Annotated in this window: 26 protein-coding genes and 1 tRNA gene; 13 read left to right on the top strand and 14 right to left on the bottom strand. The window is 63.4% G+C overall.

The features are described from left to right. Positions 1-130: 130 nt before the first annotated feature. The 3 genes from VXM67_RS23080 to VXM67_RS23090 all read left to right on the top strand — a co-directional run bounded on the left by VXM67_RS23080 (position 131) and on the right by VXM67_RS23090 (position 4,151). Complete coding sequence (locus VXM67_RS23080) at positions 131-646, top strand: sigma-70 family RNA polymerase sigma factor (protein ID WP_023382376.1); 516 nt, start codon at positions 131-133, stop codon at positions 644-646. After that, positions 633-1,583 carry a DUF4880 domain-containing protein gene (locus VXM67_RS23085; protein ID WP_367237391.1) on the top strand — a complete coding sequence of 317 codons (951 nt, stop codon included), beginning with the start codon at positions 633-635 and terminating at the stop codon, positions 1,581-1,583. The genes VXM67_RS23080 and VXM67_RS23085 overlap by 14 nt, the downstream gene beginning before the upstream one ends. Positions 1,584-1,679: 96 nt before the next feature. After that, the gene (locus VXM67_RS23090) at positions 1,680-4,151 is read left to right on the top strand and encodes a TonB-dependent siderophore receptor (RefSeq protein WP_367237392.1); all 2,472 of its coding nucleotides are present in this window, start codon (positions 1,680-1,682) and stop codon (positions 4,149-4,151) included. 70 nt (positions 4,152-4,221) lie between these two features. On the opposite strand, the gene VXM67_RS23095 is transcribed toward VXM67_RS23090, so the two are convergent. The 3 genes from VXM67_RS23095 to VXM67_RS23105 form a co-directional block, all read right to left on the bottom strand. Further along, positions 4,222-5,382, bottom strand: coding sequence for an MFS transporter (locus tag VXM67_RS23095; RefSeq protein WP_023382379.1), 1,161 nt, complete (start codon positions 5,380-5,382; stop codon positions 4,222-4,224). 84 nt (positions 5,383-5,466) lie between these two features. Then, positions 5,467-5,610 carry a hypothetical protein gene (locus VXM67_RS23100; protein WP_167332800.1) on the bottom strand — a complete coding sequence of 48 codons (144 nt, stop codon included), beginning with the start codon at positions 5,608-5,610 and terminating at the stop codon, positions 5,467-5,469. A gap of 129 nt (positions 5,611-5,739) precedes the next feature. Beyond that, the gene (locus VXM67_RS23105; RefSeq protein ID WP_367237393.1) at positions 5,740-6,954 is read right to left on the bottom strand and encodes an MFS transporter; all 1,215 of its coding nucleotides are present in this window, start codon (positions 6,952-6,954) and stop codon (positions 5,740-5,742) included. 181 nt (positions 6,955-7,135) lie between these two features. On the opposite strand from VXM67_RS23105, the gene VXM67_RS23110 reads away from it, so the two are divergent. Together VXM67_RS23110 and VXM67_RS23115 are read left to right on the top strand one after the other, a co-directional pair. Continuing rightward, positions 7,136-8,068 carry a FecR domain-containing protein gene (locus VXM67_RS23110; RefSeq protein WP_238346454.1) on the top strand — a complete coding sequence of 311 codons (933 nt, stop codon included), beginning with the start codon at positions 7,136-7,138 and terminating at the stop codon, positions 8,066-8,068. Between the two features lie 95 nt (positions 8,069-8,163). Then, positions 8,164-8,240: transfer RNA gene (locus VXM67_RS23115), tRNA-Met, on the top strand. Positions 8,241-8,303: 63 nt separating this feature from the next. On the opposite strand, the gene VXM67_RS23120 is transcribed toward VXM67_RS23115, so the two are convergent. Continuing rightward, on the bottom strand, positions 8,304-8,915 hold the full coding sequence (locus tag VXM67_RS23120; protein ID WP_023382383.1) for a LysE family transporter: 612 nt from the start codon (positions 8,913-8,915) through the stop codon (positions 8,304-8,306). Between the two features lie 217 nt (positions 8,916-9,132). On the opposite strand from VXM67_RS23120, the gene VXM67_RS23125 reads away from it, so the two are divergent. Further along, entirely contained in the window at positions 9,133-10,041 is a 909-nt protein-coding gene (locus VXM67_RS23125; protein ID WP_023382384.1) for a LysR substrate-binding domain-containing protein, read from the top strand. Here VXM67_RS23125 and VXM67_RS23130 read toward each other — a convergent pair. Next, entirely contained in the window at positions 9,981-10,559 is a 579-nt protein-coding gene (locus tag VXM67_RS23130) for a D-Ala-D-Ala carboxypeptidase family metallohydrolase (protein ID WP_027907638.1), read from the bottom strand. The two genes, VXM67_RS23125 and VXM67_RS23130, sit on opposite strands and share 61 nt — an antisense overlap. A 67-nt stretch (positions 10,560-10,626) precedes the next feature. Between VXM67_RS23130 and VXM67_RS23135 the strand changes: the two genes are divergently transcribed. Further along, entirely contained in the window at positions 10,627-11,784 is a 1,158-nt protein-coding gene (locus VXM67_RS23135; protein ID WP_023382386.1) for a hypothetical protein, read from the top strand. Between the two features lie 84 nt (positions 11,785-11,868). Here VXM67_RS23135 and rimI read toward each other — a convergent pair whose 3' ends face one another. Continuing rightward, positions 11,869-12,324 carry a ribosomal protein S18-alanine N-acetyltransferase gene (rimI, locus tag VXM67_RS23140; RefSeq protein ID WP_023382387.1) on the bottom strand — a complete coding sequence of 152 codons (456 nt, stop codon included), beginning with the start codon at positions 12,322-12,324 and terminating at the stop codon, positions 11,869-11,871. Next, positions 12,321-13,109, bottom strand: a complete 789-nt coding sequence (locus VXM67_RS23145; RefSeq protein WP_023382388.1) for a hypothetical protein — start codon at positions 13,107-13,109, stop codon at positions 12,321-12,323. The genes rimI and VXM67_RS23145 overlap by 4 nt, the downstream gene beginning before the upstream one ends. Before the next feature lie 298 nt (positions 13,110-13,407). Between VXM67_RS23145 and mksB the strand changes: the two genes are divergently transcribed. The 3 genes from mksB to mksF are packed head-to-tail and all read left to right on the top strand — an operon-like array spanning position 13,408 to position 18,210. Next, positions 13,408-14,685 carry an Mks condensin complex protein MksB gene (gene mksB / locus VXM67_RS23150; protein ID WP_023382389.1) on the top strand — a complete coding sequence of 426 codons (1,278 nt, stop codon included), beginning with the start codon at positions 13,408-13,410 and terminating at the stop codon, positions 14,683-14,685. Then, on the top strand, positions 14,675-15,382 hold the full coding sequence (mksE, locus tag VXM67_RS23155; protein WP_023382390.1) for an Mks condensin complex protein MksE: 708 nt from the start codon (positions 14,675-14,677) through the stop codon (positions 15,380-15,382). Before mksB ends, mksE begins: the two co-directional genes overlap by 11 nt. Further along, on the top strand, positions 15,379-18,210 hold the full coding sequence (gene mksF / locus VXM67_RS23160) for an Mks condensin complex protein MksF (RefSeq protein WP_104881248.1): 2,832 nt from the start codon (positions 15,379-15,381) through the stop codon (positions 18,208-18,210). Before mksE ends, mksF begins: the two co-directional genes overlap by 4 nt. Before the next feature lie 119 nt (positions 18,211-18,329). Here mksF and VXM67_RS23165 read toward each other — a convergent pair whose 3' ends face one another. The 5 genes from VXM67_RS23165 to rplU form a co-directional block, all read right to left on the bottom strand. Next, positions 18,330-18,791 carry a CreA family protein gene (locus VXM67_RS23165; protein ID WP_023382392.1) on the bottom strand — a complete coding sequence of 154 codons (462 nt, stop codon included), beginning with the start codon at positions 18,789-18,791 and terminating at the stop codon, positions 18,330-18,332. After that, positions 18,788-19,906, bottom strand: coding sequence for a glutamate 5-kinase (gene proB, locus VXM67_RS23170; protein ID WP_023382393.1), 1,119 nt, complete (start codon positions 19,904-19,906; stop codon positions 18,788-18,790). The genes VXM67_RS23165 and proB overlap by 4 nt, the downstream gene beginning before the upstream one ends. A gap of 87 nt (positions 19,907-19,993) precedes the next feature. Then, positions 19,994-21,220, bottom strand: coding sequence for an Obg family GTPase CgtA (gene cgtA, locus VXM67_RS23175; RefSeq protein ID WP_023382394.1), 1,227 nt, complete (start codon positions 21,218-21,220; stop codon positions 19,994-19,996). A gap of 188 nt (positions 21,221-21,408) precedes the next feature. Next, on the bottom strand, positions 21,409-21,666 hold the full coding sequence (rpmA, locus tag VXM67_RS23180) for a 50S ribosomal protein L27 (RefSeq protein WP_023382395.1): 258 nt from the start codon (positions 21,664-21,666) through the stop codon (positions 21,409-21,411). 37 nt (positions 21,667-21,703) lie between these two features. Then, positions 21,704-22,018 (bottom strand): 50S ribosomal protein L21, encoded by a 315-nt coding sequence (rplU, locus tag VXM67_RS23185; RefSeq protein WP_011532169.1) that lies wholly within the window; start codon positions 22,016-22,018, stop codon positions 21,704-21,706. A 245-nt stretch (positions 22,019-22,263) separates the two neighbouring features. On the opposite strand from rplU, the gene VXM67_RS23190 reads away from it, so the two are divergent. From VXM67_RS23190 to VXM67_RS23200, 3 genes are all read left to right on the top strand, one after another. Further along, entirely contained in the window at positions 22,264-23,232 is a 969-nt protein-coding gene (locus VXM67_RS23190) for a polyprenyl synthetase family protein (RefSeq protein WP_023382396.1), read from the top strand. A gap of 153 nt (positions 23,233-23,385) precedes the next feature. Continuing rightward, entirely contained in the window at positions 23,386-23,727 is a 342-nt protein-coding gene (locus VXM67_RS23195) for a zinc ribbon domain-containing protein YjdM (RefSeq protein WP_023382397.1), read from the top strand. Between the two features lie 84 nt (positions 23,728-23,811). Further along, positions 23,812-24,057 carry a hypothetical protein gene (locus VXM67_RS23200; RefSeq protein ID WP_027907643.1) on the top strand — a complete coding sequence of 82 codons (246 nt, stop codon included), beginning with the start codon at positions 23,812-23,814 and terminating at the stop codon, positions 24,055-24,057. 88 nt (positions 24,058-24,145) lie between these two features. Here VXM67_RS23200 and VXM67_RS23205 read toward each other — a convergent pair whose 3' ends face one another. Both VXM67_RS23205 and VXM67_RS23210 read right to left on the bottom strand, forming a co-directional pair. Then, the gene (locus VXM67_RS23205) at positions 24,146-24,763 is read right to left on the bottom strand and encodes an FKBP-type peptidyl-prolyl cis-trans isomerase (RefSeq protein WP_023382399.1); all 618 of its coding nucleotides are present in this window, start codon (positions 24,761-24,763) and stop codon (positions 24,146-24,148) included. Positions 24,764-24,848: 85 nt separating this feature from the next. Beyond that, complete coding sequence (locus tag VXM67_RS23210; protein WP_023382400.1) at positions 24,849-25,154, bottom strand: DUF6482 family protein; 306 nt, start codon at positions 25,152-25,154, stop codon at positions 24,849-24,851. Between the last annotated feature and the right edge of the window lie 33 nt (positions 25,155-25,187).

Below are 25,187 nucleotides of genomic sequence, written 5' to 3' on the forward strand. Positions count from 1 at the left end.
GTCGATCAGGGAAACGCCGGATCTTGCGCGGCTAATTCCGGGACTGCCATTGCCCTGCGCCCAGATCCCCGCATAGAATTGAGAACCATTAACAGTCGCACCTCTTTCACGAGACCGGGCCTTCGTCACGATGCAGATGAACGACACGCTCAAGCCTACCGAGGTCGCGCTGCTCTATCAGTCGCACCATGCCTGGCTTCGCGGTTGGTTGCGCAGCCGGGTCGGTTGCCACGAACACGCCGCCGACCTGGCTCAGGACACCTTCGTGCGCCTGCTGCGTGCGCGCCAGGTTTCACCGCTCAAAGAACCCCGCGCCTACCTCAGCAGTATCGCCCGGGGCCTGATGATCGACCAGTTCCGACGCCGGGCATTGGAACGGGCCTACCTGGAAAGCCTGGCCACCCTGCCAGAGGCGGAAATACCCAGCGAAGAGCACCGGCTGGTCATCCTCGACACCCTCGAACGCCTCGACCGCGCTCTGCAGCAGCTCAAGCCCAGGGCGCGCCAGGCCTTCCTGTTGGCCCAGCTCGATGGCCTGAGCATTGCCCAGATCGCCCTGCGCCTGGACGTATCGCGTGCCACCGTCGAACGCGACCTGGCCAAGGCCCTGGGCGTTTGCTACCGGTTACGCTATGCCGACCTCTGACAGCACCCCGAATCAAGCCCAGGTCGACCAGGCCATCGACTGGCTGGTGCGTCTGCGCTTCGACACCCCCTCCCCGCGCACCCGGCAACGGTTCCAGCAGTGGTTGGCCAGCCATCCGCACAACGCCCATGCCTGGGAACGCGTCAGCCACCTCAGCGATGAACTGGCCGGGCTCCCCAGCGAACTGAGCCGCCGTACCCTGGAGGGCAGCCAGCGCATCAGCCGGCGCGACCACCTCAAGCTGCTGGCCGTTCTGGCGGTCGGTAGCAGCCTGGGCTGGGCCGCGCGCGAGCCCCTGGGCTTGCCGGCGCTGTTGGCCGACACCCACACCAGCACGGGCGAACGCCGTCAACTGCTGGGTAGCGATGGCAGCCGTATCCAGCTCAACACCGCCAGCGCCATCGACCTGCGCTACAGCGACACGCAGCGAGAACTGAAGCTGGTGCATGGTGAAGTCAGCCTGGCCTGCAACGCCAACGACAACCGTCCGTTCCTCCTCGGCACGCGGATCGGCGCCTTATCCACCCGCGACGGGCACTTGCTGCTGCGGGAGAACGACCAAGGTGTATTGCTCGCCGTGCGCAGCGGCGAAGTGACGATGTTCCCCGATTCGAGCGCACCACGCCGGGTGCAGCCCGGCGAAGTGCTTCAGGTTGCTTCGGCGGCTAGCTACGCGCCGGCCACCCTGTATGCCGATCCGTGGGGCTGGACCGATGGCGTGCTGAGCGTGCAGCAGATGCCGCTTGGCGAGTTCGTCGCCGAACTGTCGCGCTATCGCCCTGGCTTGCTGCGCTGTGCGCCTGAGGTGGCGGGCCTGAAAGTGTCCGGCACCTATCAGTTGGCGGACACCGAGCGAATCCTGCTGCTACTGGCGCGCAGCATGCCTGTGCGCGTCGTTTACCGCACGCGTTACTGGGTCAGCATCGGCGCCGTGTGAAAAAACTCAAAAAATAATGAGGTGGAATCTCATTCTCGTCCGGCCTGAAGGAACAAAAGCCCCAACAGTGGTCTGTGAAACCTTCAGGAGCCGTCCATGATTCACCCGTGTTCCCCTCGTAACGACAGGTTGCGCCATGCCGTGCGCGCCGCGGTGTTCGGCCTTGGCCTGGGCGCTGGCCTGGCCGCTTCGGTGACGGCATTGGCTGCACCGGCCAGCCAGCGCCAACAACTGGACTGGCGCATCGCGGCGGGGCCATTGGCACCGGCACTGGACCAACTGGCGCGCCAAGGCGGCCTGAACCTGTCGTTCGATGCGAACAGCCTGCAGGGAAAGACCACCCAAGGGGTGCAAGGCCGTCATGACGCCGCCCAAGCCCTGTCGATCCTGTTGCAGGGCAGCGATGTGCAAGTGCAGCAGGAAGGCGACAACAGTTTCCTGCTGATCCCGGCCATGGACGTGGGCGACGCGCTGGAGCTCGGTGCCACCAGCATTTCCAGCAATCGCCTGGGCGAGACCACCGAGAACACAGGCTCGTACACCACAGGCGCGGTCACCATCGGCAAGATCCCGCAGTCGTTGCGCCATACGCCGCAATCGGTGAGCGTGGTCACTCGCCAGCGGATCGACGACCAGAACATCACCAACCTGACCAACCTGCTGGAGCAGACTCCCGGCGTGGTGGTCAACTACACCGACAGCGAGCGGGTCCAGTATTTCTCCCGTGGCTTCCTGATCGATGCCATCCAGTACGATGGCGCCACCGTGGTGCAGAGCAGTGGCGGCGGCTCGTTCATCCAGAGCGATTCGGCCTTCATCGACCGTGCCGAAGTATTGCGCGGCGCCACCGGAATGCTGCGTGGCGCGGGTAACCCATCGGGGACCGTGAACCTGGTGCGCAAGCGCCCGACCCATGAGTTCCAGGCTTCCGGCACCGCCACCCTCGGCTCATGGAATGCCCAACGTTACGTCGCCGACATCTCCGGCCCGCTGACCGACACTGGCAACGTGCGTGGCCGAGTGATCGCCGTGCAAGACGACCGCGACCTGTTCCAGGACTCGCGCATGGAGCGCAAGGAGGCCTTCGGCGGCTCCCTGGCCTTCGACCTCGATGACAGCACCACGCTGACCACCGGTTTCGAATGGACCAAGCTCGATGCCACTGGCGCCTGGGGCAACCTGCCCGCCGACTATGACGGCTCGCCCCTGCCACTGGGCCGCAGCACCTACCTGGGTGCCGACTGGAACCGCTGGGACCGCAGCAACCTCAACACCTACGCCGAACTCGAACACCATTTCGACAACGACTGGACGCTCAAGCTGATGGCGCTGCGCAGTCATTTCGAGCTGGATGACAATGGCTTCAAGCAAACCTACATGACGCGCGCGCCCGCTCGCTTGAACCCCACCAACAACCCTTACCTGATGCAGTACCAGGTGACCGAGGGCGATGGCGGCGAAAGCCTGCAAAACAACCTCAGCGCCACGCTCAACGGCCCGTTCGACCTGTTTGGCCGCACCCATGAGCTGATGCTCGGGGTCGAACGCATTCGCAACGACTCCTATGCCTCCGGGACCAATCGCGTGGTGTACTCCGACGTGGTCGATATTCGTGACTGGGACCCCAGGACCAGCCTCGACGAGCCGACCATCACCGATATCCCCCACCCGGTGCGCACCCGCACGACCCAGCAAGCCGTGCACGCCACCTGGCGCATTTCGCTGGCCGACCCGCTGACCGCCATCATCGGCGCGCGGGCCAACTGGTACGACTACGAGCAGGAGAACAATGCAGGCGCCAGCGGCAAGTTCAGCGTCGACGAAAAGATCGTGCCTTATGCCGCGCTGATCTACGACCTGAACGACAACTTCAGCGTCTATGCCAGCTACACCGAAATCTTCAACCCTCAGACGGTGGTGGACAAGAACAACAAGGTGCTCGACCCGATCGTCGGCGAAGCTTATGAAACAGGCATCAAGGGCGAGTTTTACGATGGCCGCCTGAACACCTCGCTGGCGTTCTTCCGGATCAACCAGGTGGGTACGCCCATCGACGACACGTCGGTCCCGATCGGCTGCAACGGCAGCACCGGCTACTGCAAGATCGCCTCTGGCAAGAGCCGCAGCGAGGGCATCGACCTGGAAATCTCCGGCGAAGTGCTGCCAGGCTGGCAAGTTACCGGGGGCTACACCTACAACACCACCGAATACGTGAAGAACACCGCCCAGACCAATGGCGACGCGATCCGCACCACCGACCCCGAGCATATGCTGCGCGTGTTCACCAGCTACCGCCTGCCAGGCACGCTCGATGCCTGGACCATCGGCGCCGGTGTGCAGGCACAAAGCGACATTTATTCGCAAAGCGGCAGCGCGAAGGCCACCCAGGCGGGTTATGCGGTGTACAACGGCCTGCTCAAGTACCGTATCAACGACAATTACTCGGTGCAGTTGAACGCCAACAACCTGTTCGACAAGCATTACTACCGCCAGATCGGCACTACCGCGACCGGCTACTACTGGGGCGACCCGCGCAACGTGTCGGTGACCTTGCGCGGAAGCTTCTGACCTGGCCTGCAAGACCTGATCGCTGACGCCTGCAGAACCTGCAGGCGCCGCCTTGCCGGCGACAGGTCCATCAATCAGCGAGCGCCCGCAGCTTCCCTGCCCGTCGGTACGACTGCCGGGCGAAGCACACGAACATACCGGCCATCAGCGCCAGCGCCATGGGCAAACCATGCGGTGCAACGTCCATCGCCGCGCCACTGACCAGCGGCCCGACCAGGCTACCGACACCCCACAGCAAGCCCACACTGGCATTGGCCGTCACCAGGTCCTGCCCCTTGAAGCGCTGCCCGATCAGCACCAGCGCCAGGGTGTAGATGCCCCCCGCCACCGCGCCCAGCAACACCAACAGCGGCCACAGCAACCAAGTCATCTGCAGCAACCACGGCAGCGCGATACCGATGGACATCGCCACCAGCCCACAGACCAGATGCAGCCCGGTACGCTCGACCCGGTCGGCAAGCCAGCCCAATGGCAGCTGGAAGACCATGTCGCCAGCGAACACCACCGTCACCATCAAGGCTGCCACGCCCACGGCAAAACCATGGCTGGTGGCATACACCGGCAGCAACGACAGCACCACGGCATCGAAGAACGAGAAGAACAGCACCGCCACGCACAGCGCCGGGGCGACGCGAAAGAAGCCGGCCAGGCCGAAGCTCTTCTCGCCTTCGTCGCCATGCTCGACGTGATCGTTGGGTACGGTGAGCAGAATGCACAGCAAGGCCAGGCCATAACAGGCGGTGACCACCCCGGTGATCCACGGGCTGTTGGCACCGATGATCGCCAGCATCGCCGGGCCCAGCACCTGGAATCCGGTGAAGCTGGTGGCGTACAGGGCCATGATCTTGCCGCGGTTGTGGTCCGGGCACAGTTCGTTGACCCACGACTCGCCCAGGATGATGGCGATGCCCATGCCGACACCCAGCCCCAGGCGCAGCAGCGCCAGCCACAGCATCGAGTCGAAGGCCCACTCCAGCAAGGCGATGCTCAGCGTGCACAGGCTGAAGCTGAGCAGGTAGATGACGCGACGGGTCAGGTGCCGGCAGCAGGCATCGACTAGGAACGCCGAGAGCATCATCCCCGCAGCGGGAATGGCCGAGATGATGCCGATCTCCAGGGTTCCGGCACCTGCTTCATGCAGGCGCAACGACACCAGCGGCAGGCTGGCCCCCAGGCTGAAGCCCACCACCGAAACGGCGAACAGAAGGCCCGCCAGCAAACGCATGTTCATGTACCACTCCTTGCAAACCGAAAAGACGCGCAAACGCAGGCGCCCAGGCGCACACCGGGACGGTGGACGACGCAGGGGCGCGGATCAGTTCAGTGCAGGGTGTGGCGAGAAGGTGAAGGCGAACAGCACACTGCGCCGACGCTTGAGCACCGTGTCGCTCGGCCACGCGCGACGCATGGCCTGAAAGGCAGGCGGGCGTGCATGAGGGAGGCTTTGGGTACGGCGCATTGCTGAGACTACTACGCAGGTGTGTCGAAAAAAGAGGCGGCACTCTAGGCCAAGGCGAGTTGGTTCGTCAAATACCCAGGTGGGAGAGGCCTTGTGTCGCGAAAGGGCTGCAACGCAGCCCCAGCGTTCTCAACGCTTACCGGTATTGGGCAAGAACACCGCCAACAACCCGAACAACGGCAGGTACGAGCACACGCCATACACATACTCGATACCGCGCAGGTCAGCCACATACCCCAGCAGCGCAGCGCCAATTCCACCGAAGCCAAACATCAGCCCGAAGAACACCCCGGCAATCATGCCCACGCTCCCCGGCACCAGTTCTTGGGCATACACCACGATGGCCGAGAACGCAGACGCCAGGATGAAACCGATCACCACACTCAGCACGGTGGTCCAGAACAGGTCGGCATAGGGCAACGCCAGCGTGAACGGGGCCACGCCCAGGATCGAGAACCAGATCACCGCCTTGCGCCCAATGCGGTCGCCGATCGGCCCGCCAAAGAAGGTGCCAGCGGCCACCGCGCCAAGGAACAGGAACAGATGCAGCTGCGAGCTGGCCACCGACAGGTCGAATTTCTCGATCAAGTAGAAGGTGAAGTAGCTGGTGAAGCTGGCCATGTAGAAATACTTGGAGAACACCAGCAGGCCAAGCACGATCAGTGCCGCGATCACCCGCTGGCGCGAGATGCCATGGAGGGCCTGCACCGCCTTGCGCGCCTTGGCCTGACTGAGGTGGTCCTTGTACCAACGGCGCAGCATCAAGGTCACGCCGAAGAAGAACAGCCCCGCCAGGCCGAACCAGGCGACGTGACTCTGGCCGAAGGGAATGACGATGGCCGCTGCCAGCAACGGACCGAATGCAGAGCCTGCATTACCACCGACCTGGAAGGTCGACTGCGCCAGGCCGAAGCGTCCCCCCGAGGCCAGGCGGGCGATCCGCGAGGTTTCAGGGTGGAAGGTCGAGGAGCCGATACCTACCAGCGCCGAAGCCAGCAGAATCATCGGGAAGCTACCCACGAACGCCAGCATGACGATGCCCACCAGGGTACACAGTGTGCCCATCGGCAGCAGATTCGGCGTCGGCCTGCGGTCGGTGAAGAAGCCTACCCAGGGTTGCAGCAACGACGCGGTGATCTGGAACGTCAGGGTGATCAGGCCAATCTGCGCGAAGCTGAGGTCGTAATTGGCCTTGAGCATCGGGTAGATCGCCGGCAGTACCGACTGGATCAGGTCGTTGATCAGGTGCGCCAGGGCACAGAAGGCGATGATGCGCATCACCAGCGGATTGGCGTGGGAAGCCGAGCCGCTGGCAGAGGCGGTTGAGGCGCTACTGGTGGCCATGAACTGGTGTCTCCGTCGGCAGGTTGGGATCCGATTATCAGGAAACGAATAGATACATAGCTACCTTTTTATCACCCTATCGGCGCACGCTTGTAAATGGTTCTCAATATATTTAGCATCCTCACGCTCTATCCCTGTATTCGTTGGGCGAACCCGCCCTCTTCGTGAACTGATCGACACCATGAGCCCGATGCCAGCCCAGCAGACCCAGCGCGAGGCCCAGCAACAAGCGCTGGAGTGGTTCTCGCGCATGCGCCAGCCTGGCTGCGACGACATCGAGCGCCGCGAATTCGCTGCCTGGTGCCAAGACCCGCTCAACGCCCATGCCTATGCCGAACTCGAGGCCCTCTGGCAGCACCTGCAACCGCCACAGGTTCGCCCGCGCCCCCTGCCGGCGAAGCCCCGTCGCAGTCACCTGGGCAAAGCGATGGCGCTGTTGTGCCTGTTACTGGCCGGCGCCCTGGTCTACCTGTACTGGCCGTTGATGCAACGCTGGGGCAGCGAACTGCATACCGAGGCCGGCGAACGGCGCAGTGTGCGCCTGGCCGACGGTTCGACCCTGCACCTGGACAGCGCCAGTGCGATGAACGTCGACCTGCGCAGCCGTACCCGCCAACTGCAGCTGGTGCAGGGCCAGGTCTACCTGGAAGTGATGCTCGATGGCCGGGCCATGGACCTGCAGGTCGATGACGCGCGCATCCAAGTGTTCGGTAGCCGCCTGATGGTGGCGCGCCACGCGGACCACGACGAAGTGGTGGTGATCAACGGCAAGGCCATGGTCATTCAGGGAGGGGACCAACGAATGGTCTCTTCGGGCGAGCGCGTGACCTTCAACCAGGCACGCATCGACACGGTGCAGAAGGTCGACATCGACCGCGCTACAGCCTGGCGCAGTGGGGCTTTGCGCGTCACCGACATGCCGCTGGGCCAGGTACTGGAACGTCTGGCCGGCTACCAGGGTAGGCGCGTGTGGTTGATGGACCAGCAGGCCGCCTATCGGCGCATCAGCGGCGACTTCAGCCTCGACCGTGCGCAAGACAGCCTGGACAAACTCGCCGCCGCGCAGCGATTGACGCTCAACGGCCTGCTTGGCCACTGGCTGATCGTCCGCTGAAACCGGGCTTTGCGGCTAAGTTTTTGAAAGCGTGCAAATTTTTTTTGAAATGAGTGTTGACACAGGGTCATCACAAGGGAATAATGCGCGCCATCGGCTACATAGCTCAGTTGGTTAGAGCATAGCATTCATAATGCTGGGGTCCGGGGTTCAAGTCCCTGTGTAGCCACCAAACAAGTGAAAGGGCTTACCGCAAGGTAAGCCCTTTTTCTTTACCCGCGACACATCTCCCCGCTCAGCGCACACCGCTGATTGCAACCGCCAGCCCCAGCCCGATCAGCGCTACGCCTATCATTCGGTCGACCATCCGCTGACGCTCGATCATCGCCCTGCGCAAACCTTCACCGGAAAAGAACACCGCCACCAGACTGAACCAAGCCCAGTGGGCGAACGACATGAACGCGCCGTAGGCAAAATCCAACTGCAATGCACTGCCCGGTTTCACCACCTGGGTATAGGCGCTGATCACAAACAGCAGGGTCTTGGGGTTGAAGGCGTTGGTCAGAAAACCAGTGCGCATGGCCTGCAGCATACCCGCACGACTGCTGCCACCTTCAAGACGGATCCGGCGGGTGTTGGTCAACGACTGGTAACCCAGGTAGATCAGGTACCCCGCCCCCAGCACCTTCATCCCCATGAACAGCGTTGGGCTGCGGCTGATGATCACCGCGATTCCCAGCACCGTGTACAGCACATGCACCTGTACGCCCAGGGCGATACCCAAGGCGGCGGCCAAGCCCGCCTTGCGGCCCTGTGCATAACTAGTGCGCGTGACCATGGCGAAATCAGCGCCAGGGCTGATGACTGCCAACACGGTGAACACGGCGATAGCGACCAATTCATTCACGGAACAACTCCTCGATAAGCGATGAAAATGCACGGATGCGCGATTATCGAGGCCTGATGCCCTGGCGAAAAATCGATTTATAGTGAAGGAAATCTGATAGTTTTCCTGTCAGATTTTTATGGCCTCTTCATGAGCAACCGTCCTTCTACGGGGTCAGCGCCAACCTTATGAAGGGTGATGCATACGCCAAGGCGCAGGAATGGATAACGACCCTTCGATGAAACTGCCCCCACTCAATGCATTGCGTTACTTCGACATCGCCGCCGAAACCGAAAACTTCGTGCGCGCCGCCGAACGCCTGCATGTCACCCATGGCGCCGTCAGCCGCCAAGTACGCCTGCTGGAGGAAAGCCTGGGCATCGAGCTGTTCGAACGGCGCAACCGGGCCATCTTCCTCACACCTGCAGGCCGCGCGCTGCACGGCACCACCCAAGCCATCTTCGAGCAGCTCGAAGGCGCGGTGCAGCGCCTGCGGCAGCAGGAAAGCAACAACGTACTGGTGCTGTCCTGCGAGCCCACCATTGCCATGCGCTGGCTGATCCCACGCCTGCCCCGCTTCCACGCCGCCCACCCCGACCTGCAACTGCACCTGGTGGCAGCGGGCGGCCTGCCGGACTTCACTCGCGGGGGCATCGACCTGGCCTTGCGCCGCGACGACTTCCACTGGGATCACACGCTGCACAGCCTGAAAATCTGCGAGGAATGGATCGGCCCGGTAGGCCACCCCACCACTGCTGACAACCAGCGCCTGCTGCACAGCGGCACTCGCCCCAGCGCCTGGCCGACCTGGCTGCGCCTGAGCGGCCAGCGGCTCGGGCACACCGAGCGCAGTGACTACGAACATTTCTACCTGTCGATCCAGGCCGCCAGCGCAGGCCTGGGCCTAGCCATCGCCTCAGCCCTGATGGTGCAAGACGAACTGGAAAGCGGGCAGCTGAAAGCCCCCTTCGGCTTTCTGCGCGACGGCTCTGCCTATCACCTGCTCAGCCCCCATCCGCTCAACGCTGGCGGTAAACGCCAGCGCTTCGCCCAATGGGTGGCCGATGAGTGCCAGCGCGGCCTGACTCAACTGGGCTTGATGCAGAACGACGAACCGGCACCACCATCCCCACCCCAGGTGCGATAGCCTGCGGTGTCGATGTGGATACGCCCCGTCGGATAGCGCCCCAGGCCCATGTTCCAAGCCTGGCCATGCTGTTGCCAGAAGCGGCATAGCGGCTGGGGATCAGCCCAGCGCGGCAAGAGGATGTCGACCGCGAACGCACGGGTATGCGCACTGCCCACAGCGCCACCCGCACAGGCATTGAGGCCTGGCTCGCGGTAGGCCGAGACCACCTCGTACTGACGCAGGATGCCTTGCTGGTCGAGGGTCTTGAGCAGCGACAAGGTGGAGCGCACCGCCGGCCAGTGACTGATTGGCGGCACGGCGAAAGGCGACGCCCGGCATACCCGCCAGTCCGAGGCCGAGCGCAGCAACTGCGCGATCGGCACCACACCGTACAATCGGGCATCGACCAGCATCTCGCGAAACGGTCGGGTCTGATGATCCCCCGCCCATTGCGCGAACATCCACACGTCCCGCTCATCGGCCTGTGCCACGCCGCCCGCCATCGCCGCCATCAACACCCAACCTGCCCTTCTCATCGCCACGCTCCCTGCCCCAGTATTAGCACCGGCCGCCGGATCGGGCGGCAATGACAAGGAGTTAAGCATGCACAAGATTGCCTTATCGAGCCTCGCCGTCGTCGCCTTCAGCAGCCTGGCCCTGGCTGACGCGCATATCGACCTGGGCGATAGCCAGCGCGTCACCCGATTGTTCGCCTACCCCAACAACTGCAACGTGGTGTGCTACCGCAACTGGTCGCTGGAACAGACCGTCGAGCACTACCTGACCCAGAGCGTGCGCCGCGACGGCTATGCCGATGCAGGGGTGCACGTCAGTCGCGACAACGACAGGCTGTACGCCACTATCAGCAAGGTGCCCGCCAACTACGTCGCGCCACTGCGCCAGCTGCTCGACAGTGGTGAGCTGGCCTACGATGGCGCCACACAATTGAACAAGGACGGCAAATGGTCCTACGACTGGTACCTGTTCCTGCCGCTGGGCATGGCCCTGCAGAACCGTCGCAGCATCGAGCTGCTGCACTTCCCGCCTGACTATTCGCTGACCCAGGCCCAGGACTACCTGCGTTCGAACACCACCGACCGCTGGGCCGAACTGCTGACGTTCAACGGCGTCGCTACCAGCCAGACCCCGGCCTACCAGACCATCATCGACATCGCACCCATCGCCGCCCCCGCCAGCGCTGGCGAGTCATTGAAGGACACCTATAGCTACTTCAAGGACTACCAGGTCCGCATGGTCCGCGAGATGACCCTGCAAAACCCCGCCAAACCCCTGCCGATGGTCGCCTTCGGCGCCCCGGTGCGCAGCTGGATCCAGCAGCAGTACGGACCGCAGGTCGGCGTACTGGGCCTGGTCGGCATCAGCCCGCAAAAGGGCACGACGGTGCCGGTGCTGGGGGCCAACCACCCCAGTGCGATCTGGTATGCGGCGGACAAGGCCAGCCATGGTGGCGATCAGGATGCAGCCGATACGGCCGGGCTGAAAATGATGGGGCAGGACCTGACGGCGGCCTGCTGGCAGGCCGGGATGGGGCGCAACCCGGCGGCAGAGCCGAAACTGACACTCGAGGCCTGTGCCACCAAGTGGCAAGTCACGCAGAAGAAACAGACGTGCGAGCTGTTCTTCCGCACCGTACGCAAGTACACGCCGGAACAAGCAGCGGCGAAATGCAACAGCGCGGCGGTGACCCGATCGCTTCGGGACCTGCGCAAGCCCGTCGAGGCGCTGCCTCCAGCGCTGTGATCGACATACCGGCCTCTTCGCGGCGCGAGCCCGCGCCCCCAGGCTTCACGCCACGATCGAGGCCGGCTCAGGCCTGACCCAGGCTCACTCTTCGAGCAGGGTACAGGCCATCACCAGGGCATCTTCGCGCCCACCGGCGATCGGGTAGTAGTCACGTCGGCGGCCAATCTCGTTGAAGCCATAGCGCTCGTACAAGCGATAGGCCGACTGGTTGCTGGCCCGCACCTCCAGGAAACACTCCCGGCCATTGAGCTGGTAGGCACGTGCCATCAGGTGCTCCAGCAGGCGCAGCCCCAGGCCACGGCCCTGGTTCTCCGGCTTGACGGTAATGTTGAGCAGGTGCGCTTCGTCGATGATCACATTGATCACGCCATGGCCGACCTGCTGCTGGCCATCGAACATCAGCCAGACTTCGTACGACTTGAGCGCATCCTGAAAGATCCCACGGGTCCAGGGATGACTGAACGCTGCATATTCGATTTTAAGCACGGCATCCAGATCCGCCTCGGTCATCAGGCGGAAGCTGATCGAGTCACTCATTCAACGCTCTTCCAGCGCGCCATCAGCTGGCGCATCGCTTTCCAGACGTCCGCCTTGCGTTGCGGCTCGTCCATCAACAGTTCAAGGCCCGGCAACGCCCAGGCATCGCCCAGGCCTTCGACCTTCAGTACTTGGTAATACGCATCGGCGTCGGCATTGGCGGCAAAACGCAGCGCCGGCATGCCGACCAGCCAGAGGCAGGCGCCCGGCACTTCTTCGAGGCGCGCCTGGAGGAAGCCCTGGACGAAGTCCCGAGCGGCATCCGGGCCCTGATCCATGTTGCCGCGCACCAGCAGCGGCCAGCGTACCGGCTCGCCGATGATCTGCGGCGCATCGGGCAGACCGGCGGCACGCAGCATGTCCTTGAGCAGCAGGTAGGACGGATCGCGGCTCTGGAACGGTTGGCCGGTGGCCAACTCGATCAACAGCAGGCAACCGCCAGCGCGCAGCAACTGCAGCGAGAACCGTGGCGGCGGCACCGGAGCCGGACGTGGCGCCGGGGCGGCCTCTTCGGCCTCCACCGCCTTGGCGACAGGTTTGGGCGCACTGCCCGGCCGCGGAATTTCGATCTTCGGCCGCTCGACGGAACGGGCCTGGGGCGCAACCGGCGTCTCGCTGGCGACAGGCGCGGATGGCCTGGCTTCGAACTCGAGCGCCTCCACCGGCACCTGCGGCAATAACAGCTCTGGGCGCGACGGTGCGGCGAACGGCAGTTCGGCACGCGGCAGCCAGTGCACCACTTGCATGGCGGAGAGGTAGGCGCGGCGGCGGGGTTCGGTCAGCAAGGCACGGGTATCCGGGTCGAAACAGTGGGCCATTCTAACGTTGTTGGCAGGCATGCGCTGCAACTGGTCAGCGGATTTTTGTCGCCTGACCAGGGCCATCGCAGGTAAACCCGCGACCACAGGTTTCCCCTGCATTTCGACTAGGCCGCAACACCTGCAGGCGCCGGCGTGCCGGCGAACTGGCCAGTGAAACCCCCAGAAAAGCCAGGGTTATCCCTCATTACAGACCAAGGGGTGAAATCCTCCCCCAAGGATGCAGTACAATCGCCCCCTTTTATTTGGCAACGAGTCGACGCCAATGATCGAACCCAAGCGCGTCCTGCGCGCCCTAGCCGAACACTGGGCCTTGATCGAGCCGCTGTGCGAGCGTTTCGACCAGGGCACCCTGAGCCTGGTCGAACTGCGCCAACAGCTGGCCCGCCAGCAGGTCGAGAGCACCCCGCAGGACATCACCCAGCTGCTCGACGTGTGGATCCGCCTGGATATCCTGGTCCCGGTGGCCAAGAGCCCGAACCGCTTCGAGCTCAACGCCCAGATCCACGACTTCCTCGCCTACCTGCGCCGCGAGCACCGCCTGGGCCTGTGCCTGGAGATCGAGGCTTACCTGCGCCACCTCGAACGCCTGGCCGGACATATCCAGGACGCTTTCGACAACCGCGACAGCGATGACCTGGCGCGCCAGTTGCGCCTGCTCGACATGCGCGTGCGTGACGTCCTCAAGAAGCTCGACAACGACGAACAGGCCCTGGTGGCCGTGGCCGAGCGGGCCAAGACCAGCAACCGCCAGATCCCGCTGCGCCAGCGCTATGCCGAGGTCCTGGCGACCTGGGACGAGTACGTCGAGCCAATGATCCAGTTGGTCAACGCCGACGGTGCCTTCGAACAGGGCGTGCGCAAGGTCGAGACCGTGCTGCTGAAACTGCTCGGCGAGCAAGCCCGCCTCGGTCACCTGGTCGACGACGACATGCTGCTGCGCACCCATGCGCGCATTCTGGAAATGCAGACCAGCGCCCAGCTGACGCTGCGTCATGCCCGCGAATTGCTGCTGCCGCTGCGCGAAGAAGCACGTCGGCACAACGCCGTGACCCGTGGCGCGGCCCTGGCGCTGTCGGTGATCCGCCGCAAGGGCATCGACGCCGTGCCCCACGCCGCCATGCCACTGTTCACCCGGCCGCAGAGCACTTTCCTGGGCAGCGCCAGCCAGGTCGAAGCGTATGTCTACGCCCTGGCCCGTTTCGAGCCCAAGCCGGCGCGCTTCCCCAAGGCGCACAAGACCCAGAAAGGCCCGCTGCCGCGCGCGCCACGCACGGTCAAGGAAATGCTCGAACGCTGCGAAGACGCCCTGCCGCTGCCCGACCTGATGGTCTGGTTGTTGGAGCAGGAGCCCGAAGGCGCCACCGACGAATTGCTGTACTGGTTCTCGCGCCTGTCGCGGGAAAAACGCTTCAAGCGTGAGCGCCTGGAACGGCGCGAGTACACCACCCAAGAACACCTGGTCAGCCTGCGCTCGTTCGCCCTGACATCCAGCCGCGAACCATCGCCTGAAACCAACGCGAGCCCAGCCAATGCATCTTGATCTTTCCGAACTGTCCCAGCTCGCGCCGATCTTCCGCGAGCTGTTCAAGGGCTTCCACGTCAGCCGCCGTGACCCTGAAATGTACGGCCAGCTGTCGAACTTCCAGGACCAGTACCGCACCCTGTTCAAGGCCCTGGGCTTCGAGCTGGTGTGCGACACCCGTGGTTTCTACTACTTCGTCCCCGAGCAGGCCGCCGCGCAGGTCAACAAGACTGCCCAGCGCTTGTCGCTGTTCACCTTCATCCTGGTCGAGCACCTGGCTGACCAGGGCCGCGACCCGATGGCCGTGCTTGACGGTGGCAGCATCGGTCGTGACGAACTGCCCTCGCTGCTGGACAAGTACCGCGACCTGTTCCTGCAGGCCGAAGTGCAGACCGTCGACGAGCTGGAAGAAAAGATCATGCGCCGCATGACCCAGCTTGGCTTCGCCCACGAGGAAGGCGGTATCTACCGCTTCCTGCCGCCCATGCACCGTTTCCTCGACGTGTGCCTGTCGGTCCAGCAGGACCGCGACCTGGCGGCCAGTCTGCACAGCGACTTGCCACTGCCGACGCCGGTGCTGGTCGAGGAAGAGAGCCCGGAAGCACTCAACCGCACCGACGACCCGCTGGATCTGGCGCCGTTCGACGACGAGGAAAGCGAGGAACAGGCCCTTGCCCGGGCCATCCGCGAAGAGCAACAGGAGAATGAAGCATGAGCCAGGAACGCTACGGCATCCGCCGCTTCGCACTGCTCAACACCGCCGGCTACAGCCTCGGCCTGTTCCCGCTGGAACACCCGCTGTCGGTCTACGGTGCCAACAACCTGGGTAAATCAGCGTCGATCAACGCGCTGCAGTTCCCGATCCTGGCGCGCATGTCGGACATGAGCTTCGGCAAGTACAGCCTCGAACAGTCGCGTCGCTTCTACTTCGCCAGCGACACCTCGTACATCCTCTGCGAACTGAACCTGCCCCATGGCCCCCACGTGATCGGCGTGGTCGGCCGGGGCCCGGGCGGCGGCTTCGGCCACCAGTTCTTCGCCTACAAGGGCGAGCTGGACCTGGCCCATTACCAGAAGAACGACACCTGCCTGCGCCAGAAAGAGCTGTTCACCAACCTCGAGCGTCTGGGCCTGAAGGCCTACGAGCTCAAGCCGGACGAACTGCGCCGGCTGCTGGTCGGTGGCCACACCTCGGTACCGCTGGACCTGACCCTGATTCCGCTGCGCTCGACCAGCGAGCAGAGCCTGAAAACCTTCCGCGCACTGTTCATCAACCTGCTGCACATGCGTGAAATCACTGCCGCCAAGCTCAAGCAGCTGTTCCTCGATGCCTTCGAGCACAGCCTGCGCTCAGGCAGCGTCGACTACATCGCCGCTTGCGAAGAGGCGTTCCGCGATGTGCGCCGTATGGAGCAGGACTACAACGCGCTGGTCGCGGCCGGCCCACTGGTCGAAGCCCTGGCCGGCGGCGTGGCCCAGCGCGACATCCTGCGCGGCAAGCTGCACCGCCTCTCGCCCCTGCTCGACAATCTGCTGGGCACCTGGCAGGACTACGCCATGGCGCGCAAGGAAGAGCTGGTCATCCAGGCCGAGCACTACCGCAGCGAGCAGGACAGCCTGCAGAACGACCAGCGCAGCGGCACCCAGGAATTGATGCGCCTGGAGCGCGAGATCACCGGTATCCAGCGTTGGCTCGGTGAGCTGTCGGTGCTCAAGCACCGCTTTGCCCTGGTCGATGACGTCAAGGTCCTGGAACAGCAGCTGCTGGCGGCCAAGGACGCCCACGACGAGCTGGCCGGTGCCCTGGCCCAGTCGCGCCAGTTCTCCGCCGAAGACCTCGACGAGCGGGTGCGTGACCTGGAAAAACGCCTGAAACAGGTCAAGCAGCAGCTCGAGCACGCCGACAACAACAGCTACGCCCGCCTGCGCGAGGAGTTCTCGCAGCAGGATGTCGACCGCCTGATGCGTCTGTTCAACGGCGCGCTGTTCAGCCTGCCGCTGGGCGAGCGCGGCATCGAGCTGGACGACAGCGACCTGTGGGTGAAGTCCCTCGAAGCCGTGCTCGATGGCTTCAAGGGCGAGCGTTTCGAGGCCCCTGGCCTGTCCATCGACCTCTCCCACATCGACCCGCCAGCCCTACAGGCCCTGGCCGACCGCGCCGCCCTGCGCGACCAGAAGGACCGACTGGAGCGTGAACTCAAGCAGCTCAAGACCCAGCAGGCCGTCGCCGCCGACCGCTCGGCTTCGAAAGCCCAGACCGAAGCCCTGTACCAGCAGGTGCTGGATGCCCAGAAAGCCCTGGAAGACTTCCGCCGCACCGAGACGCTGAGCGCCGAAGAGCCCGAGAAGATGGAGCAGTTGGCGCAACTGGAAGCCGCCCAGGACGAACTCAAGCGCTCCAGCGACGCCTTCACCGAACGCGTCCAGCAGCTGTCGGCCAAGCTGCAACTGGTCGGCCGCCAGATCGCCGACCTCGAAGCCAAGCAGCGCACCCTGGAAGACGCCCTGCGCCGCCGCCAACTGCTGCCCGCCGACCTGCCCTACGGCACGCCGTTCATGGAAGCGGTCGACGACTCCATGGACAACCTGCTGCCGTTGCTCAACGACTACCAGGACAGCTGGCAGAGCCTGCAGCGCGTCGACAACCAGATCGAGGCGCTGTACGCCCAGGTTCGCCTCAAGGGCGTGGCCAAGTTCGACAGCGAAGACGACATGGAGCGCCGCCTGCAACTGCTGGTGAACGCTTACGCGCACCGCACCGACGAAGCCCTGACCCTGGCCAAGGCACGCCGCGCCGCAGTCACCGACATTGCCCGGACCCTGCGCAACATTCGCAGCGACTATGACAGCCTCGAGCACCAGCTGGCTTTGTTCAACCGCGAGATCAACCGCCGCCAGGTCTCCAACCTGGAGAGCTTCCGCGTGGTGCTGGCGCCGAACAAGGAAGCGCTCAAGCACATCGACCAGATCATCCACAGCGCCGGCCAGTACGAGGAGGGCGAGACTCTGTCGGTGTTCGACCTGACCCAAAGCGCCGAGCAGGATCACAAGAACGAAGAGGCCAAGGAGTACCTGGCACGGTTGGTGGCGGCCAACCACAACCAGCTGGGCCTGAAAGACCTGTTCGAGCTGGCCTTCGAGATCACCAAGGTCAACAGCCAGCCAGTGATCCATGCCGACATCGACGGCGCCGCCTCCAACGGCACCACCATGACCATCAAGGCGCTGACCAACATGTACCTGTTGCTGCACCTGATGGACCGTGACCTGGCCGGCCGCATTCGCCTGCCCTACTACCTCGACGAGGCAGCGGACATCGACGAACGCAACCAGGCCGCGCTGCTGGAGACCAGCCTGCAGCTGGGCTTCGTGCCGATTCTGGCGAGCGTGAAGCCGCAGGTATCGGCGCGAGTTGCGATCGACCTGGAAGGTGGCAGCGGCCCGAATGGCATCTACATCGACGAGGCGGACTGGAAGTTCATCAGCCGTCTGGATGTGGAAAAGGCGATCGTGCGTGAGGATCAGGCCGAAGAGTTGGCCTGATTCGGTGTGACGGGGCCGCTTTGCGGCCCCTACGCGTGTTTTGCACACGCCCCAACGGCAGTGGAGTGCGTGCAGGAGCGGGTTTACCCGCGATGGAGGCCAAAGGCCTCCCAACTACATCAATGCGCCCAAGGCAGGATCGGGATCGCCGTCACCGCATTCTGCGGGCTGCCTTCGATCATGCGGTCGCTGTACACCAGATACACCAGCGTATTGCGCTTCTTGTCCAGGAAGCGCACCACCTGCATGGTCTTGAACACGAGCGAAGTGCGCTCCTTGAACACCTCCTCGCCATCCTTCAACTCCCCTTTGAAGTTGATCGGCCCAACCTGGCGGCAGGCAATCGAAGCTTCCGCCCGATCCTCGGCCAGCCCCAAACCACCTTTCACACCGCCTGTCTTGGCACGCGAGAGGTAACAGGTCACCCCCTCGACCTTAGGATCGTCGAACGCCTCGACCACGATACGATCGTTCGGCCCAAGGAACTTGAACACAGTGGACACCTGGCCGATTTCCTCGGCGCCGGCGAGCACGGGCAGCGCCAGCGCCGCCACGGCCACAAACCGCTTGAGCAATCTCATACCAGCACCAGGTTGTCGCGGTGCACCAGTTCGGGCTCGGCAATATAGCCAAGCACGGCTTCGATGGCGTCGGACGGCTGGCCAATGATCTTCTGGGCCTCCAGTGCACTGTAGTTGGCCAAGCCACGGGCGACTTCAACACCATCCGGGCCGACACAGACCACCATCTCGCCACGGCGGAAGCTGCCCTGCACGGTCTTCACGCCCACCGGCAGCAGGCTCTTGTTGGCCTCGCGCAGCGCCTGCACGGCGCCTGCGTCGAGTACCAGCGTGCCGCGCGTCTGCAGGTGGCCGGCCAGCCACTGCTTGCGCGCGGCGAGCATGCCGCGCTCAGGTGACAGCAGCGTGCCCAGGCGTTCACCGGCCTTCAGACGGTCGAGCACGCGCTCGATGCGCCCACCGATGATGATGGTGTGCGCGCCAGAACGGGCCGCCAGGCGCGCGGCGCGCAGCTTGGTCTGCATGCCCCCACGGCCCAGGGCACCACCGGTACCCCCGGCCACGGCATCGAGCGACGGGTCATCGGCGCGGGCCTCGTAAATCAGTTGCGCCTCGGGGTTGTTGCGGGGGTCGGCGTCGAACATGCCGTCGCGGTCGGTGAGGATCACCAGCAAGTCGGCCTCCACCAGGTTGGCCACCAACGCCGCCAGGGTGTCGTTGTCGCCAAAACGGATCTCGTCGGTGACCACCGTGTCGTTTTCGTTGATCACCGGTACCACGCCCAGGTCGACCAGGGTGCGCAAGGTGCTACGGGCGTTCAGGTAACGCTTGCGGTCGGACAGGTCGTCATGGGTCAGGAGAATCTGCGCGGTGTGCTTGCCGTGCTCGCCGAAGCTCGACTCCCAGGCTTGTACCAGGCGCATCTGGCCGATGGAGGCCGCGGCCTGCAGCTCGTTCATCGCGCTCGGTCGCGAGGTCCAGCCAAGCTGGCTCATGCCGGCAGCCACGGCCCCGGAGGAGACCAATACCAACTCCACGCCCGCTTCGCGCAGCGCCACCATCTGCTCGACCCAGACAGCCATGGCGCCGCGGTCGAGGCCCTTGCCATCGGCCGTCAGCAGCGCACTGCCGATCTTCACGACCCAGCGCTTGGCGCCTGTCACCTTGCTTCGCATCTTCTCTTCCAACCTATGTCGAATCTGTAGATACCGTAGATACCAAAACGCCGCTTGAAAAAGCGGCGTTTAGTGTACTGCAACCGGTCAGTCGCGCACGTAAATGATTTCCGGACCGTCTTCGTCGTCCTCGAAATCATCATCCCAATCGTCATCGTCGCCGATGTCGTGCACGCTCTTGACGCCGGTGCGACGCAGGGTACGGGCGTCGTCCAGGGCCTGCAGCTGAGCACGGGCTTCGTCTTCGATACGCTGATCGAGGTCGGCCAACTCTTCGGCGTAGGCCGGGTCGTTCGCCAGGCGATCGGCGCGCTCTTCGAGGTAGCGCATCAGGTCGTGGCTGAGCTGCTCGGTACCCTGCTTGGCGATGGCCGAGATCATGTAGACCGGCCCCTCCCATTGCAGGCGCTCGATCACGGCCTTGGCCCGCTCGTCGCGCTCGTCGTCCATCAGCATGTCGCACTTGTTCAGCACTAGCCAACGCTCGCGCTCGATCAGCGACGGGCTGAATTGCGCCAGCTCGTTGATGATGACTTCGGCAGCATCGGCAGGGTCGCTGTTGTCCAGCGGTGCCAGGTCGACCAGGTGCAGCAGCACGCGGGTACGGGCCAGGTGCTTGAGGAAGCGGATACCCAGGCCAGCACCGTCGGAGGCACCTTCGATCAGACCGGGGATGTCGGCGATGACGAAGCTCTTCCAACGGTCGACGCTGACCACGCCCAGGTTCGGCACCAGGGTGGTGAACGGGTAGTCGGCGACTTTCGGCTTGGCGGCCGAAACCGAGCGAATGAAGGTGCTCTTGCCAGCGTTTGGCAAACCGAGCAGGCCAACGTCGGCCAGCACTTTGAGCTCCATCTTCAGGTCACGTTGCTCGCCCGGCTTGCCCGGCGTGGTCTGGCGTGGCGCACGGTTGGTGCTGGACTTGAAACGGGTATTGCCCAGGCCATGCCAGCCGCCCTGGGCGACCATCAACTTCTGGCCCGGAGCGATCAGGTCACCGATCACTTCCTGGGTCGAGGCGTCGATCACGGTGGTGCCGACCGGCACCCGCAGGATCAGGTCATCGCCCTTCTTGCCGGTGCAGTCGGTGCTGCCACCGTTGGAGCCGCGCTGGGCTTCGTGGTGACGGGTATAACGGTAGTCGACCAGGGTGTTGAGGTTTTCGTCAGCCACCATGTAGACCGAACCGCCATCGCCACCGTCGCCGCCGTTGGGGCCGCCGTTCTCGATGAATTTCTCGCGGCGGAAGCTCATGCAACCGTTACCGCCGTCACCGGCCTTGACCCGAATGGATACTTCGTCAACAAACTTCATTCAAAACCGCCTCTCGTCGGACGACGAGCTGAATACTAAAAAACCTGAGGCTCTTGCAAAAATGAGCGCGGCGGCCCCGTACGACCGTAGAAACCAACGCCGGCAGCCCATACAAACAGCTTTGCAAGAGGCTCACCACAAACGAAAAAGCCCCGTCGCATGACGGGGCTTCTGGAGCGACGTCGCGATTAGGCTGCGACGATGCTCACGTAACGGCGGTTGAACTCGCCTTTCTTCTCGAACTTGATCACGCCTTCGATCTTGGCGAACAGAGTGTGATCCTTGCCCATGCCAACGCCGTAGCCGGCGTGGAACTGGGTGCCGCGCTGGCGGACGATGATGTTGCCGGCCTTGATGACCTGGCCGCCATACATCTTCACGCCAAGGCGTTTCGATTCTGAGTCGCGACCGTTACGAGTACTACCACCAGCCTTTTTGTGTGCCATGGTTCAATTCTCCAATAAATTCAGGGGATCGAGGGGATTAAGCCTGGATACCGGTGATTTTGATTTCGGTGAACCACTGGCGGTGGCCCATACGCTTCATGTGGTGCTTACGACGACGGAACTTGATGATGCGGACCTTGTCGTGACGGCCTTGCGAAACGACTTCGGCTACAACTTTAGCACCAGCGACGACTGGAGCGCCGATGGTGACGTCGTCGCCATTGGCAACCAGCAGAACGCGATCGAAGGTCACGGATTCGCCAGTAGCGACTTCCAGTTTTTCGATCTTGAGGAATTCACCTTCAGCGACTTTGTACTGCTTGCCGCCGGTAACGATTACTGCGTAAGACATGGGTATTTCTCCGATAATCCTGCTCACCCAGCGCTTTATATGATGAGTATTGGCTGGCATGGCTGCATGGGGCTGGAACGGCCCTGTGCAATTGCGTAAGGCAGGTGCTGCCCAGGAAGTTAGGGTGCGCGATTGTACGCAACCCAGGTTTTGCTTGCAAGTGCCGCCCCAGGCCCGCAGGTACCGCGCCTTGACACACCGGGACCCGCGACCTAGCATGCCGCGCAACCTCAATGGAGCAGCCGATGCAACCCCAATCCTTCTACCGCGCGGTGGCTGACGATTTCAGCGCCGTCGACGAGATCATCAAGAAGCAGCTGACCTCGCGCGTGCCGCTGGTATCGAAGATCGGCGACTATATCACGTCCGCTGGCGGCAAGCGCCTGCGCCCCCTGCTGGTGCTGCTGTGCGGCAAGGCGCTGGGCCGTGAAGGCAACGACCTGCGCCTGCTGGCCGCCACCATCGAGTTCCTGCACACCGCCACCTTGCTGCATGACGATGTGGTCGACATGTCCGGCATGCGCCGTGGCCGCTCCACCGCCAACGCCCTGTGGGGCAACGCACCGAGCGTGCTGGTGGGCGACTTCCTTTATTCGCGCTCGTTCGAAATGATGGTCGAGCTGGGCTCGATGCCGGTCATGAAGATCCTGTCCCAGGCCACCCGCGTCATCGCCGAGGGTGAGGTGCTGCAGCTGTCGCGCGTCCGTGATGCCAGCACCACCGAGGAAATCTACATGGACGTCATCCGCGGCAAGACCGCGATGCTGTTCGAAGCCTCGACCCACAGCGCAGCGGCGCTGGCGGGCGCCACCGAGGAGCAGCGCGAAGCACTGCGCACCTTCGGCGACCACCTGGGCGTAGCTTTCCAACTGGTCGACGACCTGCTCGACTACGAAGGCGATGCGCAAGCCCTGGGCAAGAACGTCGGCGACGACCTGGCCGAAGGCAAGCCGACCCTGCCGCTGATCTACACCATGCGCGAAGGTACGCCCGAGCAGGCGGCCCTGGTGCGCAAGGCGATCCAGAAGGGTGGCCTCGATGATCTGGAGCAGATCCGTGAAGCGGTCAGTGCATCGGGCGCCCTCAAGTACACTGCCGAGCTGGCCCGTGACTACGTCAAGCGTGCCATTGCCTGCCTGGAAGTGCTGCCTGCCAGCCAATACCGGGATGCCCTGGTCGAGCTGAGCGAATTCGCCGTCGCACGCACGCACTGAACACCGCTTCGCCCTCCTTCGCGGGTAACCCGGCTCCGATGCTGTATCGGGAGCGGGGTTACCCGCGAAGGCATTTGTACGGACAGAAACACTTGCCGCACAAAACCTTATACAATATGGGCCTTTAACCGTCCGTCTGTTTAAGGAACCGAAGTGAGCACTCTGCCACCCTGCCCCAAATGCAACTCCGAATACACCTACGAGGATGGCACCCAGCTGATCTGCCCTGAGTGCGCCCACGAGTGGTCGGCCAGCGGCGAAGCCGAGGCCGCCAGCGATGACGTGGTGAAAAAGGATTCTGTCGGTAATGTCCTGCAGGACGGCGACACCGTTACCGTGATCAAGGACCTCAAGGTCAAAGGCTCCTCCCTGGTCGTCAAGGTTGGCACCAAGGTCAAGAACATCCGCCTGTGCGACGGCGACCACGATATCGACTGCAAGATCGACGGCATCGGCGCGATGAAGCTGAAGTCCGAGTTCGTGCGTAAGGTCTGATGACGCGCCTGTCCGGCAATTGGCGCTTGCTATTTAGATAATAAGAATTATTCTCACTGGAACCGCTATCCAAGGAGAATAGCCATGACTTATCTGATCGACGCCTGGCTGGACCGCCCTCACCCCTACCTGCGCATACTTCATCGCGAAACCGGCGAAGTGTGCGCGTTGCTTGAAGCAGAAGCGCTCGATGAACTGCGTGACCAGGGCGACCTGGACATGAGCGGGTTGAATTCGAGCGAGCCGATGGTGCTCAAGGAGCTGGTGCGAAATGTGTTTCTGTTCTGCTATGCGCGGGCGTTGCGCCCCGGTGGGACAGACTGGATGTGAAGCTCGCAGGTCTTTGAGTATTCGCGGGTAAACCCGCTCCCACAGGCCCTGTAGGAGCGGGTTTACCCGCGAATGGCATCAGCAGGTCTTACAGAACGTCGAGCAGCTCGACGTCGAACACCAGTACGCTGTGCGGCGGGATGCTGCCCACGCCTTGAGCGCCGTAAGCCAGTTCGCTCGGCACGTACAGACGCCATTTGCTGCCAGCGTTCATCAGCTGCAGGGCTTCGGTCCAACCCGCGATCACACCGCCCACCGGGAATTCAGCCGGCTGACCACGCTCGTACGAGCTGTCGAACACGGTGCCGTCGATCAAGGTGCCGTGGTAGTGGGTACGCACGTTGTCTTCGCGGGTCGGCTTGGCGCCTTCACCTGCGGTCAACACTTCGAACTGCAGGCCCGAAGCCAGGGTGGTGATGCCTTCACGCTTGGCGTTCTCGGCCAGGAATGCCTTGCCTTCGGCAGCGGCGGCTTCAGCCTTGGCGGCCGCTTCGGCTTGCATCACTTCGCGGATGACTTTGAAGCTGGCCGACAGGTCGGCTTCGCTGACGCGGCTTTCAGCACCGTTGAAGGCGTCGGTCAGGCCAGCCAGGATCGCTTCCAGGCTGACGCCGGGTGGCGGGTTGTCACGCAGCTGGCCGCCCAGCTGACGGCCGATGCCGTAGCTGACGCGAGATTCGTCGGTGGTCAGGTTGAGTTCGGACATTGTCGTGCTCCACTGCAGGGCGCAGTGAGGCCGCGCCCTTGATGAAAAGGGCGAGCAGCCTAGCACACTGGGACGCTGCGAGCAGCTACCAGGCCGAACGCTGGGAAATCGGAACCTTGAGGTCTTCTTCAGGATGGGTGCCCATGCCGACCATTTCATCCTGGACGGACCAGTGCACCAGGTTCATGGAGACCATCGGAATGGTTTGCAGCAACTTGCGCGCATCCTCCACCGAATGCACCCGCAAGCGTTCTCCCCGCGTGTCGGACAAAGGATGGGCATGCCCCTTGACCCGAGCCTCGAGCAGGTAATCGCCACCTTCGATGGCGATCAGGTTGACTTCATCGACATGGCCGGCCCTGGCCTCGGAATTGAGCTGATGCAGGTTCATGAGAGCACCTCGCAATGGGAACCACGCATGACT

Source organism: Pseudomonas sp. Rh2 (assembly GCF_040762985.1).
GTDB lineage: Bacteria > Pseudomonadota > Gammaproteobacteria > Pseudomonadales > Pseudomonadaceae > Aquipseudomonas > Aquipseudomonas taiwanensis.